A 13,072-nucleotide genomic window follows, 5' to 3' on the forward strand; every position below is an offset into this window, starting at 1 on the left:
AATCAAAAGCTGTCTCAAAAAATTATGAGACAGCTTTTTTTACTTTCTATACCCGATAACGAGATGCTGTTCGTTAAAAAAGCATCCAAGCCATATCAATACACCCTTTTCTCTTTTTTACTCTTAAAAAGCTTCTTTAGTAGTTTAAATCATTTTAAAAACCTCAACTTATTAATCTCCAATTTCAGGAAGACATTCTACTTTTTCTTTTTTTAAATCTACTTCGATAATTTTTTCATTTATTAAATCAAATTTTATAGCTTTTAAAATTTTGTCATATTTGCCAACAGAATTTACTTTATCAATTACGATGGCAAAACAAGAATGTCCTTCCATTGTTTCACAGGTATAACTAAATACTTTATTATCCCCTAAGATATAATTATAATCTCCAAGCACTGAGTATTTTTCAAGTTTTTTGATATCTTTACATTTCCAATTATCCTCTTTTGTCTTTCTAAAGAGCCCAACATACAAAACACTATTATTTTTTTGAAGTGAAAAAGCATAATTAGATATTCGAATAATACTTCTGTCATCAGCATATTCACTAAATGCGTAATCTTTCAATGTTTGATATCTTTCTTCACGATCTAAAGTCGAATCTATTATAAACTCATTAAAATCATTGTCAATTACAAATTTACCTGAACTATAATTAATCCTTACATCAGAAAAATCAAAATCATCCTCATTATATACCTCATTTATTAAAAAATTTTTGATTCCCTTTTTCTTTTCAGAATCATGGATATCTTGATTTAGAGACTTGTTATTACTCAAGTCACTATTAAATGGCTCTTGCTTTTTATTACATGAAAGGAAAGCAAACACAAAAAACAATATAAGAATTCTCATTTTTTTATTGCTAAAATATTAAATTTTTATTACTATTCTGGTCTTCTTTATTTGGATTTATATTAACTGTGTTTTTTAATTCTTTTTCTCTGTTTCTAATTCCTTAATGCATTATTATAAAATTCTATTCCTAAATCCCTAGGGGTTTTATCTTTTGATATTGGATTAAAAAGATACTCTTCAACTAGTTTAAAATCTACATAATGCAGGGCTTTGTCATCTTCGATATTGTAGTATTTTCCTAAAACTTCTGTCTGGCACGAAGTATACCCACAGAGAATAACAAATAAGAGAAATAGTAAAATGATTTTAGGTTTCATTTGTTTTAATTTTCCTGCAATTCAAAAAGAGTCATTTGGGTTACAAATGACTCTTTTTATATTATTTTTTAGCAGGTAACGATGCTTTGTAGTCGTTGTAGTCTTTATCCAACACTTCTATTCTTTCATTTCGTTTTTCAATAGCATCGCTCTTGCTATAGTCATATGGAGGCGCCATATATAGGCTATCATAGTATTTTTCTCTTGTTGGAAATTTTTCTGTTTTAATTAGTTTTCTATTAGTATCATAAATTTTCCAATCTCCTCTCTTTTCTATCTTATGATTCAAATGGTAAATATAGATATAAATGCCTACTTCTTTTAATTGCCCGTTTTCAAAATACTTCTCCCAAGTCCCTTTTTTCAAACCTCCTTCATAAGCACCAATTTTTTCAAATTTTCCGTTCTTATAATAATATTTCCAAATACCTTTTTTCTTATTTGATGAATAGTTTCCTTCTGATTCTAATTCGCCTGTCTCATAAAAATGTTTCCATGCATAATTTTTCACTTTCTTTCCAGAAATTATTTCTTCTATCCCAATAGCTTTAATGATTTTTGTATTTGGATAATAAAAAGTGTCTTTATCTTTTAGATATTTCTGCCAGCGTTCTTCTTCTTCCTTGCTGTCACTCCTTACCTTCTCTACATCTTCTTCTTTTATGTAACTTCCTGGACTACTTCCATCAGGAGTATTATTTAAAAACGGACCTCTTATCCAAAAAATTTGATTGCCAAGAATAGTTCCAAATTCGACCTTACCCATTCCTGATATAATCTTTAAATATTCGTAGCTGTATTCTTCCCAGTTAAAAATATGTATTTTGTTGTCTTCTCGAGTCCATTCACCTGAATGACTGCGTTCTACAGTATCTTTTTTGTAATAATGAAAAAAAGTCCCATCTGCTTTAAAATCTACATAATGCAGGGCTTTGTCATCTTCGATATTGTAATATTTTCCTAAAACTTCTGTCTGGCACGAAGTATACCCACAGAGAATAACAAATAAGAGAAATAGTAAAATGATTTTAGGTTTCATTTGTTTTAATTTTCCTGCAATTCAAAAGAGTCATTTGTAACCCAAATGACTCTTTTGATATTATTTTTTTGTAGTTAGCGATGCTTTGTTGTAGTCACTATAATATTTATCCTCCCTATTTATCGTTTCTTTACGCATATCAATTGCATATTCCTTACTATAACCCATACTGACAAATATACTATCATAGAATTTTTCTCTAGTTGCGAATATTTTTGTGTTTTTTAATTTACCGTCAGTATCATAATACTCCCATATTCCACGTTTTTGGGTTAAATAATATTTTGAACTTGAGTTTTTAGAAGCTATACCAGATACTCCATTTTTTTTATATATATAAATACCTTTTTCTTTTAATTTCCCGTTATCATGATAATGTTTCCACATGCCTACTTTTAGACTATCTTCATAAGCTCCAATTTCTTTAAGTTTTCCGTTCTTATAATAATATTTCCAAATACCTTTTTTCCAATTTGATGAATACTTGCCTTCTGATTCTAATTCGCCTGTGTTATAAAAATGTTTCCATCCATAATTTTTCTCGTTCTTTCCAGAAATTATTTCTTCTATCCCAATAGCTTTAATGATTTTTGTATTTGGAAAATAAAAAGTGTCTTTATCTTTTAGATATTTCTGCCAGCGTTCTTCTTCTTCCTTACTGTCACTCCTTACCTTCTCTACATCTTCTTCTTTTATGTAACTTCCTGGACTACTTCCATCAGGAGTATTATTTAAAAACGGACCTCTTATCCAAAAAATTTGATTGCCGAGAATAGTTCCAAATTCGACCTTGCCCATTCCTGATATTATCTTTAGATATTCGTAGCTGTATTCTTCCCAGTTAAAAATATGTATTTTGTTGTCTTCTCGAGTCCATTCACCTGAATGACTGCGTTCTATAGTATCTTTTTTGTAATAATGAAAAAAAGTTCCATCTGCTTTAAAATCTACATAATGCAGGGCTTTGTCATCTTCGATATTGTAATATTTCCCTAAGACTTCTGTCTGGCACGAGGTGCTGACGCAAAGAATAACAAATAAGAGAAATAGTAAAGTGATTTTAGGCTTCATTTGTTTTAATTTTCCTGCAGTTCAAAAAGAGTCATTTGGGTTACAAATGACTCTTTTTATATTATTTTTTAGCAGGTAACGATGCTTTGTAGTCGTTGTAGTCTTTATCCAACACTTCTATTCTTTCATTTCGTTTTTCAATAGCATCGCTCTTGCTATAGTCATATGGAGGCGCCATATATAGGCTATCATAGTATTTTTCTCTTGTTGGAAATTTTTCTGTTTTAATTAGTCCTCCATTAGTATCATAAATTTTCCAATCTCCTCTCTTTTTCGTAAAATAATATTTAGAGCTTTTATTTTCAGAAACTGTACCAGATGCTCCATTTTTTACATATATATATATCCCTTTTTCTTTTAATTTTCCATTATCATGATAATATTCCCAAGTACCTACTTTTAAACTATCCTGAAATGTACCTAATTCTTTTAATTGCCCATTCTTATAATAATATTTCCAAATACCTCTTTTCCAATTTAATGAATACTTGCCTTCTGATTCTAATTCGCCTGTCTCATAAAAATGTTTCCATCCATAATTTTTCTCGTTCTCTCCAGAAGTTATTTTTTCTATCCCAATAGCTCTAATAATTTTTGTGTTTGGAAAATAAAAAGTGTCTTTATCTTTTAGATATTTCTGCCAGCGTTCTTCTTCTTCCTTGCTTTCACTCCTTACCTTCTCTACATCTTCTTCTTTTATGTAACTTCCTGGACTACTTCCATCAGGAGTATTATTTAAAAACGGACCTCTTATCCAAAAAATTTGATTGCCAAGAATAGTTCCAAATTCTACCTTGCCCATTCCTGATATTATCTTTAGATATTCGTAGCTGTATTCTTCCCAGTTAAAAATATGTATTTTGTTGTCTTCTCGAGTCCATTCACCTGAATGACTGCGTTCTATAGTATCTTTTTTGTAATAATGAAAAAAAGTTCCATCTGCTTTAAAATCTACATAATGCAGGGCTTTGTCATCTTCTATATTGTAATATTTCCCTAAGACTTCTGTCTGGCAAGAGGTGTACGCACAAAGAATGACAAATAAGAGAAATAGTAAAGTGATTTTAGGCTTCATTTGTTTTAAATTTCCTGCAATTTACAATTTTTAGGGTAATTTAAACGTGAAATAAATTCTTTGAATTATAGTTGATAATATTTTTTCATCGGCTCTATCATTTTTCCTTTTTCTATTTCCAACATTTAAATGAAGCATTAATGATTCTCTTGATGTTTTATTATAAATATAGCCCTCTAGTTTTTTATTTTTTATACGCACTAAGGCAAAAGCACCACCTATAAATATTTGTGCCAAATTAGAGTTTAAGTGTTTGTCAAAACTTTCAATGACAAAAACAGGGGTTGGGCTGAGCTCTAAATCTACTTTTAAGTCTTTGCTGTCGGGTTTGTTTACAAAATCATAATTGGTTTGTTGTAATAATTTTAAGGTTTCCTCCATAATTTCATCAATCATTCGATCTTGTAGAATGGCTTGCGCAAATTTATGCACGTGATAATCAAAATTACGAATCTCAGGACCAGTACCTGTTGCAAACTCATATAATAAAATAGCTACTGAAGCTTTGTAATTATTTTTAAATAATTCTTCTTTTTCACCATCTTCAAGTGTCTTAACTCCTGGGTAATAAGATTCAGCAGCTCTAAGTAATGCATTTACAGCTATTTCATCAGGCATCTTTTTGGCTTCTTCTGCTATAGAATTTATTATTTTATCTCTCTCCTCTGGTAACTTTGCTCTTAATTTTTCGCTTATCTCATATATCTCAATCAAATCCTTGTAAAAGTTTTTAATTAAATCAGCATATTCTTTATCCTCAAACCCAGTTGTACTGGTTATTTCAAATTCTTTTTTAATCTCATCGTAGAATGCTCTCAAATCATTATAAACTATTTTCTCAATAGCCAATGCAGAATTTTCAACTTCATTTCCAATATTCACTAATGAATTCTTAATTTCTTTTTTAATATTAACTAGTGATTTTTTAATTTCTTCAACGCTAGCATTTACTAAATCTTTTTTAATTTTAGAAACCTCATCTGAATGGGCGGACTTGTCATTAAGTTTCTTTTTTATTCGCTCTAACCGCTCTAAAAACTTATATTCCTTTATATGCTTATCTTTCTCTTTTACTGCATGTTTTTGATCAATTATAAAATACTCCCTAGTTTTAGTACTATTTTGTACCGGATTTTTTAGTATTTTGTCAATCGAATCAACTTTAAACGTATCGCTCAATCTTAAGTAATACAATTCTTTTACCATTAGCTGACCCAATTTTACCCTATCGTCATATTTTGCAAAATTGAACGTTAATTTTCCTTTTGTCATAAAATATTTTTCCATGATATCCTGCATTATATCCGGAGCCATCCAATGGGTAAAATTCTCATTGATTTCTTTAATAATAGCGTCAAATTCTTTATTTCCAGTAGTAGATGATACTTCATCTAATGATTTTTTTATAAAACTATTATTTAAATCCTTAAAAGAAAAATTGATATATTCCTGAACCAAGGACTGTTCAAACTCTACTAATTTGTAGTCCAACTCTTGTTTAGATAAATTTTTAAAACTCTGCTTATTCCCTTTTGCATCTATAAATTCACCACTTAATTTTCCTTTACCTTCTAAAAGTAGTTTTACATTATTCATATTATCCGAAAACAAATTCCTATTTCCTTCCTTTAAGAACTCGTCAGTCTTATCCGATAAATACCAAAAATTAACCATTTCTGCCGATTGTAATGCGATTTCACCTTGCAACGCTTCTTTTATCGACCCCATCGTTACTCTTGCAGCGGCATCAAACCATTCAGAGATAATGCCTTTGGTCTTTAAATAAGCATCTGCAAATTGATAATAAGCATGACGTTGCCCAATCGTATGGTATAAATAATGCTGCTCATTTATAGTGTTATACAATGAGGCCTTCCAGAAAGTAGACCCCACTTTTGTAGGATTCTCGATTCTGTCATAATCATACCATTGACCATTTTTTAAATCACGATATTGACCGTTTTCGTCTTTTAGTATTTCTCCTTTACCATTTTTAATTACTACTTCATCTAATTGAGTTTCTGACCAAATAAAATACATGTTTTTTACTCCAAGGTCAGGATACATTTTTTGAGGACTTAGATCTGGATAACTTCCTTTTTGGGTTTGAATTGCTATCTTAGCTGGTAAATGTGGGAAAATTGACTTTAATAATAAAAATAACTCATCATGTTCTGAAAAGAGTTGTGGGATATTTATAGCCGGATTTCTAATTTCTTTAATCAATTTGTTATAATATCTAATTAGCCTATCTTCTTTTTCTTCTTTGGATAATTGCGATAATTTGAAGATCATTGACTCACTTACTTCTCCCCAATTTACGTTATTAATTGTAGTCTCATCAATTGTTGCTAAACGCCACTTTTGTAATCCAAAATACATTTCTGTAAAACGTTCTTGATCCTTTTTACCATCAAAATCCTGAGCTGTAGCTCCTTCATCAAAGGCGTTGGAAATACCTCTCCAATATTTAATCTCGACACTATTATTTGCGGTAATGGCTAGATCTAATCTCTTTTTAATTCCTGCTTTGACAACTTCTATAGTTGGTTCACTGCTATTTTCCTGAAGCATTTGAGGCACCGTAAGCGTTTGTTGTGTTGCCACACTCGCGTACGTCTGAGTTGTTAGACCGTTGCTAAAGTTTAGCGTATTATTATCTGCTCCTATTATCGGAGGAGTAGTGTTGCCTGATACGGTAGAACTAACTATTGTTCTGCCATTGGTTTCAGCAACGCCTCCTCCGATTAGAGCATTTGGAGTTCCTGTTTTCTCTGATGAAATAATACTTGTTAAGGCATTATGATTTGCTATTGATCCCTCAAAAACCGAAGAAATAGTACTCTCAGATAACCCAGTTTTTCTGATTGTTTCAATACTGGTATCTATAGCACCTCCTTCGGGTAAGACACTAGAATTGTTTGTAATAGTAGTATTTAAAGCATTTTGCTCCTGCCATACCTGTACTATATCTTTTTGCTGGCTCATTTCTTTTGAAACTTTGGCTAATTCTTTTATGACTGCTTCAGTTAAATCTTCAGAACTATTTATAGCAGTACTATTTTTGATTGAAAGATTGAAATTATGGATTGCATTTTTATTCATCGCTAGGGTATTTTTTCTTGGTGTAAAAGTAATTGCAAAAAAAATCATTTTAAAATTACAAATCACTTGTATTCAGTAGTTTCAGTAAGTTTTGTTTCTACTGAAACTACTGAATATAGCCCCTTTTTTTGTGGCTGTTTTCTATTCTTTGATACTACTTTTGCATCATTAAGAATCGAATAGTACTGGTCAAATTATAAATATCAATACGTCAACTTTCCGTTTTTTTTCAAAAACTTCCACTTAAAAAACTGAGTCTATAAAAATTTAATTCACAATTTAATTTTATAATCAACCCCTATCTAATATGACAACAAATAGCAACCCTATTCTAATCTGGTTTAAAACTGGGAAAAACCAGCACAAACGCAATTTTGGGCTTCCTGGCAGAGTTTTGGCACAAGAATGAAACAATACCTCAAGACAGCATAAATAGCCCTGTAAACACATTAAATACTAAAGCAGAGAAAGCTCAAAAAAGCGTTGCTGATGGGTATGCAAATAACATACTTGGACGAACTTTTACCTATGTTATTATACAAAATTTGAAATTAGTAACCACAAGCCCTTATTATGACATTGCAAATACCAAGCATCAATAAATACTTTTACTTGGTTCTAGCATCAATTCCGTTTTTTGGAGCTTATACTATCGATCACTAGTACTCTTTTGTAAAAAAATAAATCAAAAATAAATTATATGAACAAACAAAAAATCGCAGTAATTACAAGTCTTTTTATTGCTTTAACAGCTTTAATTGACACCAAATTTGACCTTTTACAAGATGCAGGATTGTCATTGATAACAATCAACAGGATCAAATTAATCGGACTGTTTTTGTCAGCAGCATTGACAAGTATTACTCCCTTCTTTACGAAAGAAGAAGATTAAATAATAGGAATACAAAAGCATCCTCAAGTTAAAAACAAACTCTCAAAACTAATGTAAACTAACACACCCAAAATCATCGGATAAGATAAATCTTCTGATGGTCTTGGGTGTTTTTGTTAATTAAAAAGCTAAATGCAAACTCAGTTTAAAAACTATAATAATGAGATTCCTTTCCATGAACAATAATGTTAATAAACTGACATCCTAATAAAAACAATCACTTGAATATCAACAACTTGTTTGTTGTTTTATTTCTACTGAAACTACTGAAAACAGGAGTTATATTTTTCTTCATTTACACCTTTCAGTACTACTTTTACAAACTCTAATTTCAACTATTAGTTTCTCTAATAACTAAAAAGTGGCCTCATACTTTCAGAGCATTTTAGAGTGTTAATACCTCAACTTTAAGAATCACTTTCAATAACAATTTTAATAATTAAACATTCAACCCATGATGGATTATACACCAAGAGACTTAGGAGAAACACCTAAAACACCCGACATGAGTAATTTCAAAAATCCTTTGGGACAAACATCTGAGGGAAACATTTTTATAGAACATTTTACGATTGCGCCTTTAAGTCTATCCGAAAAAAATGAAAGCTTAGCCGAAGCCATTAAAAAAGAAAGCAGAGACAGCAGTATTTAAATATACGAATAATCTCTTATCCTCAATTCTCTATGACAGCAAAAAGACAAATTCTCTAAAACAACAAAAAATGCCAGACGAAATAACACTACAAAAACTAAAAGAAAAATACGATACGGTATTAAAACTTACTTCTGAGGATCAATTAACAACAGCATATTGCAAAAAACCATCATTCAATACATTTCTTAATTATCAAGATAAATACAAGGAAAATCCTTATGAAGCAATCCTATTTTTATTTGAAGAATGTGTCTTGAATAAAGAAAATTATGATGACGAATTCATGCTTTCTTCAGGAAATTCTATTGTCACTATGATCAAAAAGGATAGCGAATTTACAATCGATGCAACACCACAAAAAGATGAATTCAAAAAATCGGCCGCTCTTATTCGATATGCTTTTCAGATAGATCCCTATCAATTATCAATGGACGAGTTTTATAAATTACTCGAAGAAGCCCTTTGGTTACAAAAACATAACGATAAAAGAATGGAAAACACACTCATGACAGCCTTTGCACAAACATTTTCAAATTAAAAATAAAAATAAATCATTATGAAATTCAATTTTAATGTAAACGAAATTTTAGATGCCAAAGAAACCGAATATACTGGCATTAACTATAACGAATCAGAATCGAAAGATTTTATTATTGATAAAACCGGAGGTGAATTTAATCTAAGAGTCTTTGCTCCTTTAGTTTTTGAACCTCTTGTAAAAAAAGATCTTACCCTACCTAGTTTACGAATAGATGCTGTAACGGTTAATTTAAATCGTTCAAAAACTATAAAGAAAGAAGGAATCGAAGGACGCGATTCAACCATTAAGGAACATATTACAAATGGTGATTTTAATATTTCAATCGAAGGACTAATTGCCAATGAAACTGGAGATGAATATCCAAAAGAAAAACTTTTCTTATTGAAGCAATTCCTGAATGCCCCTTATGCTTTAAGAGTTACTCATGCTATTTTGAATCGATTTGGTATCTATGAATTAGTAATAGACTCCTACGCTATCCCTTCTATTTCAGGAACAAAAAACATTCAAAAATTTACGGCAAGTGCCACCTCAGATGAAACTGTAGAACTAATAATTAGAGACAATGCTTAAACTAAATGCTAAAATTAGAGTTTACGAAACGGTAAGACATATCCCCACTCCTAAATTTTATGAATTTACTTATGTAAAAAAAGTAGACATCAGCAGTTCATACAAATCCCTTACCGATACAGCGACTATTGTGATGCCGCAAAAAGTATATACGGATACCAAAGGTTTTGATCAGAGCTTGTTTACAAATGCAAGTGGTGAAGAAAAATCAATTTATGATTTTTTTAAACTAGAAAATTTCATCGAAATATTTTTAGGATATGATGGCGATTACAAACCTGCTTTCAGAGGTTACATCACAGGAGTACAAGCGGATATAAATGCTGTGATAACCTGCGAAGATGCGATGTATGCTTTTAAAAAAGTAAAAGCAGTAAAAGATGATGACGTTCAGAATAAACAAGATATTCTAAATATTGTGGCAACCAACCCCACAACAAATGTTGATAATTTCAATCCTAAAACTTTCTTTGAAAAAAGAATTAAAGAACTAAAATTACCATTTAAAGTAAATGCACTTGATGAAGAATTAGGAAATATCGTGATTAACAGAAACCAAAGTTTGGCTCAAGTTTTTGAGATGTTGAAAGACAAAGGGATTTACACCTATTTTAAAACCGAAAATGCTGCGCCTGTGCTTACAATTACCAATAATCCACAACAACATACCACAACTGAATTAGCGAGCTTTATAGATCGGAATTTCATTAAAAGTCCGTTAGCAGGAACTCTGGTAAAAAAGTTAATTAATCAAGGACTTGCTCTTTTGGGCTCACAATTAAATAAAGCAACACAATCTGTCTCTGATCGTTTTTCCGGAAAAGTACGTTTTAGGTTTCGCTATAATATTATTGAAGATAAACTAATCGTAGTTAATGAATCTACAAAAAACACCCGTACACGAGTAGAAAAATATTTTAAAAATTCAAATACTCCAATTTATATTGAACTAGGTGATCCAAATGGGCAATTAATAAAAACTCATGTTTTGCATAATGATACCGATGACTTGCCTAACGATCCTGCAGCTTTCAAAAAAGCAACAACAGAAATTGCTTCAGAATTGTATCAATATGCCGCTTCAAGAGCAATGGAATCGAAACCAAGCGGATTTGAAGGCTATTTTCTCACTTTTGGCGAGCCATTTGTACGACCTACCGACAAGGTAATTCTTGAAAATGCAAAGGACAAAGAAAAAACGGCACTTTTCAGGTCGAAAAAGTAGAGCGAAGTTACGGTGAAAACGGGTATAGGCAAAAAATTTATATAGGACGAAGAGTAGAAATAGCATAAAAATAAAAAATGGGAAATATAACAGATCTAATCAAAGATGTTGCCAGTAAAAATCAAATCATTGAAACTTTTGCGGCAAAAGTCATCGAAATAAATAAGGAAACAGAATCACCTCATAATACAAATGATGCTTATACCGTAAATATTATGCGTGCCGATGGTGCCATACTTAAAAACGTGAGATTAAAAGCTTCAATCCTTGATGTAGAACAAGGAATTATAACCATTCCCAAAAAAGACAGTTGGGTTTTAGCCACAATTATTGACGGAGTAGAAACCAGAGCGTTTGTTTCGCAATTTTCAGAAGTCGACAGACTTATGGGGAGAATTCAATCTAAATTTGACTCTAATTTTTTTCTGGATTATAGTGCTGACGGCAATAAACTACATATTCGTTATATAAATACAGATACCGCAACTGAAACTGATGAAACTAAAATTATCGATGTCGCTAAAATAGAGTTTGATAAGGAACAACATTTTAAAATTAGTTACTTTGATAATGATGAAAAACCAGTGGCAATTACACATTTTACACCTGATAGTTTAACCACAACTTTTAATTCGATTGAAAACAAAGAAGTAAAAGAATCCTTAGTCTTGAGTGCTTCAAAAGAAAATGTTTCTTTCAAATTTAAGAACAACACAGGCAAAGAATTAAATTCAATGGTTGCAACTCCTGAGAATTATGCTATTTTATTAAAAAACGATGACGATAAAAAGCAAGCTTCTTTAGCTATTGAAAGAAGCAAAATAGCGGCATACTTATTCGAAGAAGATGAGCTTAAGAAACTATCATTTGAATTGAATGGAGAAAGCGATAGTATTCGATTAAAAAAAGATGATCAGAATTTAATTGAACTGAAAGGAAAAACAGCCATTAGTTTAAAAAGTGAAGGAGATATTAACATCGAAGCAAAAAATATAAATATTAAATCGACTGAAAAAATCAATATTAATGCCACAGGAGATACTATTATTAGCGGAGATAAAGTAAAAATCAATTAAATTATGGCTACCAAATATGTATGTAATGGTGCAATATGCGCCTGCGATCAAGGTACTGCCCCAAGAGCACTTGATGTGAAATCTCAAAGTAACATTTTTATTCAGGAAAAATTGATGGCTACGGATAGTGAGAAAACTTTTGAAAGTCTGTTTTTTGGAAATTGTAAATTACGACAAAATAATCTCTGTATCCCTGATATAAAAACGAAGTGGAAGGATCCTGCAAATAATGTATTCGAAGGAGATAAAAAAGCTCTTTTAGAAAACTCAACCCTAAAATGCGAAGTTGGAGGAAATATCAAAATTATAGATCCGCTTCAAACTGAACCTAAAATAGTCATCCTTGATAATTATTCACCGCCGGTGATAACACCTTTGACAAAGGAAATATTAAATGTTACCTGGAAAAATGGAAATTTAGATAGAGAAATAGATACTGCAAATATTGGAGACAAAGTAAGCTTGGTTGTAGAAACAAAAAACTACAAAGAAGGAGAAACAGTCGTTGTTATAATAGATGAGATAGACGGAAAAGACGTCAAAGAAAACACGAAACAAGTAAAATTTACTGGTGAAGTAAATACCGATGGATTTGCTATTTTAAAAGAGGAAATCGCGATTGAAAACGTAAACTAATAACTA

General features: G+C 30.9%; 14 protein-coding genes. 8 read left to right on the forward strand and 6 right to left on the reverse strand.

The window, feature by feature from the left end; translation table 11 throughout:
* Positions 1–171 precede the first annotated feature (171 nt).
* The 6 genes from EAG11_RS17520 to EAG11_RS17545 form a co-directional block, all read right to left on the reverse strand.
* Positions 172–858 (reverse strand): hypothetical protein, encoded by a 687-nt coding sequence (locus EAG11_RS17520; RefSeq protein ID WP_129540302.1) that lies wholly within the window; start codon positions 856–858, stop codon positions 172–174.
* A 95-nt stretch (positions 859–953) separates the two neighbouring features.
* On the reverse strand, positions 954–1,178 hold the full coding sequence (locus EAG11_RS17525; RefSeq protein WP_129540303.1) for a hypothetical protein: 225 nt from the start codon (positions 1,176–1,178) through the stop codon (positions 954–956).
* Positions 1,179–1,239: 61 nt separating this feature from the next.
* Entirely contained in the window at positions 1,240–2,217 is a 978-nt protein-coding gene (locus EAG11_RS17530; RefSeq protein WP_129540304.1) for a toxin-antitoxin system YwqK family antitoxin, read from the reverse strand.
* Between the two features lie 60 nt (positions 2,218–2,277).
* Positions 2,278–3,288, reverse strand: a complete 1,011-nt coding sequence (locus tag EAG11_RS17535; protein ID WP_129540305.1) for a toxin-antitoxin system YwqK family antitoxin — start codon at positions 3,286–3,288, stop codon at positions 2,278–2,280.
* A gap of 61 nt (positions 3,289–3,349) precedes the next feature.
* Entirely contained in the window at positions 3,350–4,363 is a 1,014-nt protein-coding gene (locus EAG11_RS17540) for a toxin-antitoxin system YwqK family antitoxin (RefSeq protein ID WP_129540306.1), read from the reverse strand.
* Positions 4,364–4,393: 30 nt separating this feature from the next.
* Complete coding sequence (locus EAG11_RS17545) at positions 4,394–7,516, reverse strand: hypothetical protein (RefSeq protein WP_129540307.1); 3,123 nt, start codon at positions 7,514–7,516, stop codon at positions 4,394–4,396.
* Between the two features lie 326 nt (positions 7,517–7,842).
* Between EAG11_RS17545 and EAG11_RS17550 the strand changes: the two genes are divergently transcribed.
* From EAG11_RS17550 to EAG11_RS17585, 8 genes are all read left to right on the forward strand, one after another.
* Positions 7,843–8,070: a hypothetical protein gene (locus EAG11_RS17550; RefSeq protein ID WP_129540308.1), complete on the forward strand. Its 228-nt coding sequence runs from the start codon at positions 7,843–7,845 to the stop codon at positions 8,068–8,070.
* A 98-nt stretch (positions 8,071–8,168) separates the two neighbouring features.
* On the forward strand, positions 8,169–8,360 hold the full coding sequence (locus EAG11_RS17555) for a hypothetical protein (RefSeq protein WP_129540309.1): 192 nt from the start codon (positions 8,169–8,171) through the stop codon (positions 8,358–8,360).
* Positions 8,361–8,814: 454 nt separating this feature from the next.
* On the forward strand, positions 8,815–9,012 hold the full coding sequence (locus EAG11_RS17560; protein WP_242499194.1) for a hypothetical protein: 198 nt from the start codon (positions 8,815–8,817) through the stop codon (positions 9,010–9,012).
* 70 nt (positions 9,013–9,082) lie between these two features.
* Complete coding sequence (locus EAG11_RS17565) at positions 9,083–9,553, forward strand: hypothetical protein (protein WP_129540310.1); 471 nt, start codon at positions 9,083–9,085, stop codon at positions 9,551–9,553.
* An 18-nt stretch (positions 9,554–9,571) separates the two neighbouring features.
* Positions 9,572–10,129 (forward strand): DUF6046 domain-containing protein, encoded by a 558-nt coding sequence (locus EAG11_RS17570; RefSeq protein ID WP_129540311.1) that lies wholly within the window; start codon positions 9,572–9,574, stop codon positions 10,127–10,129.
* A complete protein-coding gene (locus EAG11_RS17575; RefSeq protein ID WP_242499195.1) occupies positions 10,122–11,354 on the forward strand; it encodes a hypothetical protein in 1,233 nt (410 codons plus the stop codon). The genes EAG11_RS17570 and EAG11_RS17575 overlap by 8 nt, the downstream gene beginning before the upstream one ends.
* A 77-nt stretch (positions 11,355–11,431) precedes the next feature.
* Positions 11,432–12,430: a hypothetical protein gene (locus EAG11_RS21975; protein WP_207209604.1), complete on the forward strand. Its 999-nt coding sequence runs from the start codon at positions 11,432–11,434 to the stop codon at positions 12,428–12,430.
* Positions 12,431–12,433: 3 nt separating this feature from the next.
* Positions 12,434–13,066 (forward strand): DUF4280 domain-containing protein, encoded by a 633-nt coding sequence (locus tag EAG11_RS17585; RefSeq protein ID WP_129540312.1) that lies wholly within the window; start codon positions 12,434–12,436, stop codon positions 13,064–13,066.
* The last annotated feature ends 6 nt before the right edge of the window (positions 13,067–13,072 follow it).

It is taken from the genome of Flavobacterium sp. 140616W15 (genome assembly GCF_003668995.1).
Classification (GTDB): domain Bacteria; phylum Bacteroidota; class Bacteroidia; order Flavobacteriales; family Flavobacteriaceae; genus Flavobacterium.

Excerpts from the sequence above, each read along its gene's own strand:
- EAG11_RS17560 (WP_242499194.1), top strand. The coding sequence starts at position 8,815 with ATGATGGATTATACACCAAGAGACTTAGGAGAAACACCTAAAACACCC.
- EAG11_RS17585 (WP_129540312.1), top strand. The coding sequence starts at position 12,434 with ATGGCTACCAAATATGTATGTAATGGTGCAATATGCGCCTGCGATCAA.
- EAG11_RS17555 (WP_129540309.1), top strand. The coding sequence starts at position 8,169 with ATGAACAAACAAAAAATCGCAGTAATTACAAGTCTTTTTATTGCTTTA.
- EAG11_RS17565 (WP_129540310.1), top strand. The coding sequence starts at position 9,083 with ATGCCAGACGAAATAACACTACAAAAACTAAAAGAAAAATACGATACG.
- EAG11_RS17540 (WP_129540306.1), bottom strand. The coding sequence starts at position 4,363 with ATGAAGCCTAAAATCACTTTACTATTTCTCTTATTTGTCATTCTTTGT.
- EAG11_RS21975 (WP_207209604.1), top strand. The coding sequence starts at position 11,432 with ATGGGAAATATAACAGATCTAATCAAAGATGTTGCCAGTAAAAATCAA.
- EAG11_RS17520 (WP_129540302.1), bottom strand. The coding sequence starts at position 858 with ATGAGAATTCTTATATTGTTTTTTGTGTTTGCTTTCCTTTCATGTAAT.
- EAG11_RS17535 (WP_129540305.1), bottom strand. The coding sequence starts at position 3,288 with ATGAAGCCTAAAATCACTTTACTATTTCTCTTATTTGTTATTCTTTGC.
- EAG11_RS17575 (WP_242499195.1), top strand. The coding sequence starts at position 10,122 with ATGCTTAAACTAAATGCTAAAATTAGAGTTTACGAAACGGTAAGACAT.
- EAG11_RS17570 (WP_129540311.1), top strand. The coding sequence starts at position 9,572 with ATGAAATTCAATTTTAATGTAAACGAAATTTTAGATGCCAAAGAAACC.
- EAG11_RS17530 (WP_129540304.1), bottom strand. The coding sequence starts at position 2,217 with ATGAAACCTAAAATCATTTTACTATTTCTCTTATTTGTTATTCTCTGT.
- EAG11_RS17525 (WP_129540303.1), bottom strand. The coding sequence starts at position 1,178 with ATGAAACCTAAAATCATTTTACTATTTCTCTTATTTGTTATTCTCTGT.
- EAG11_RS17545 (WP_129540307.1), bottom strand. The coding sequence starts at position 7,516 with ATGATTTTTTTTGCAATTACTTTTACACCAAGAAAAAATACCCTAGCG.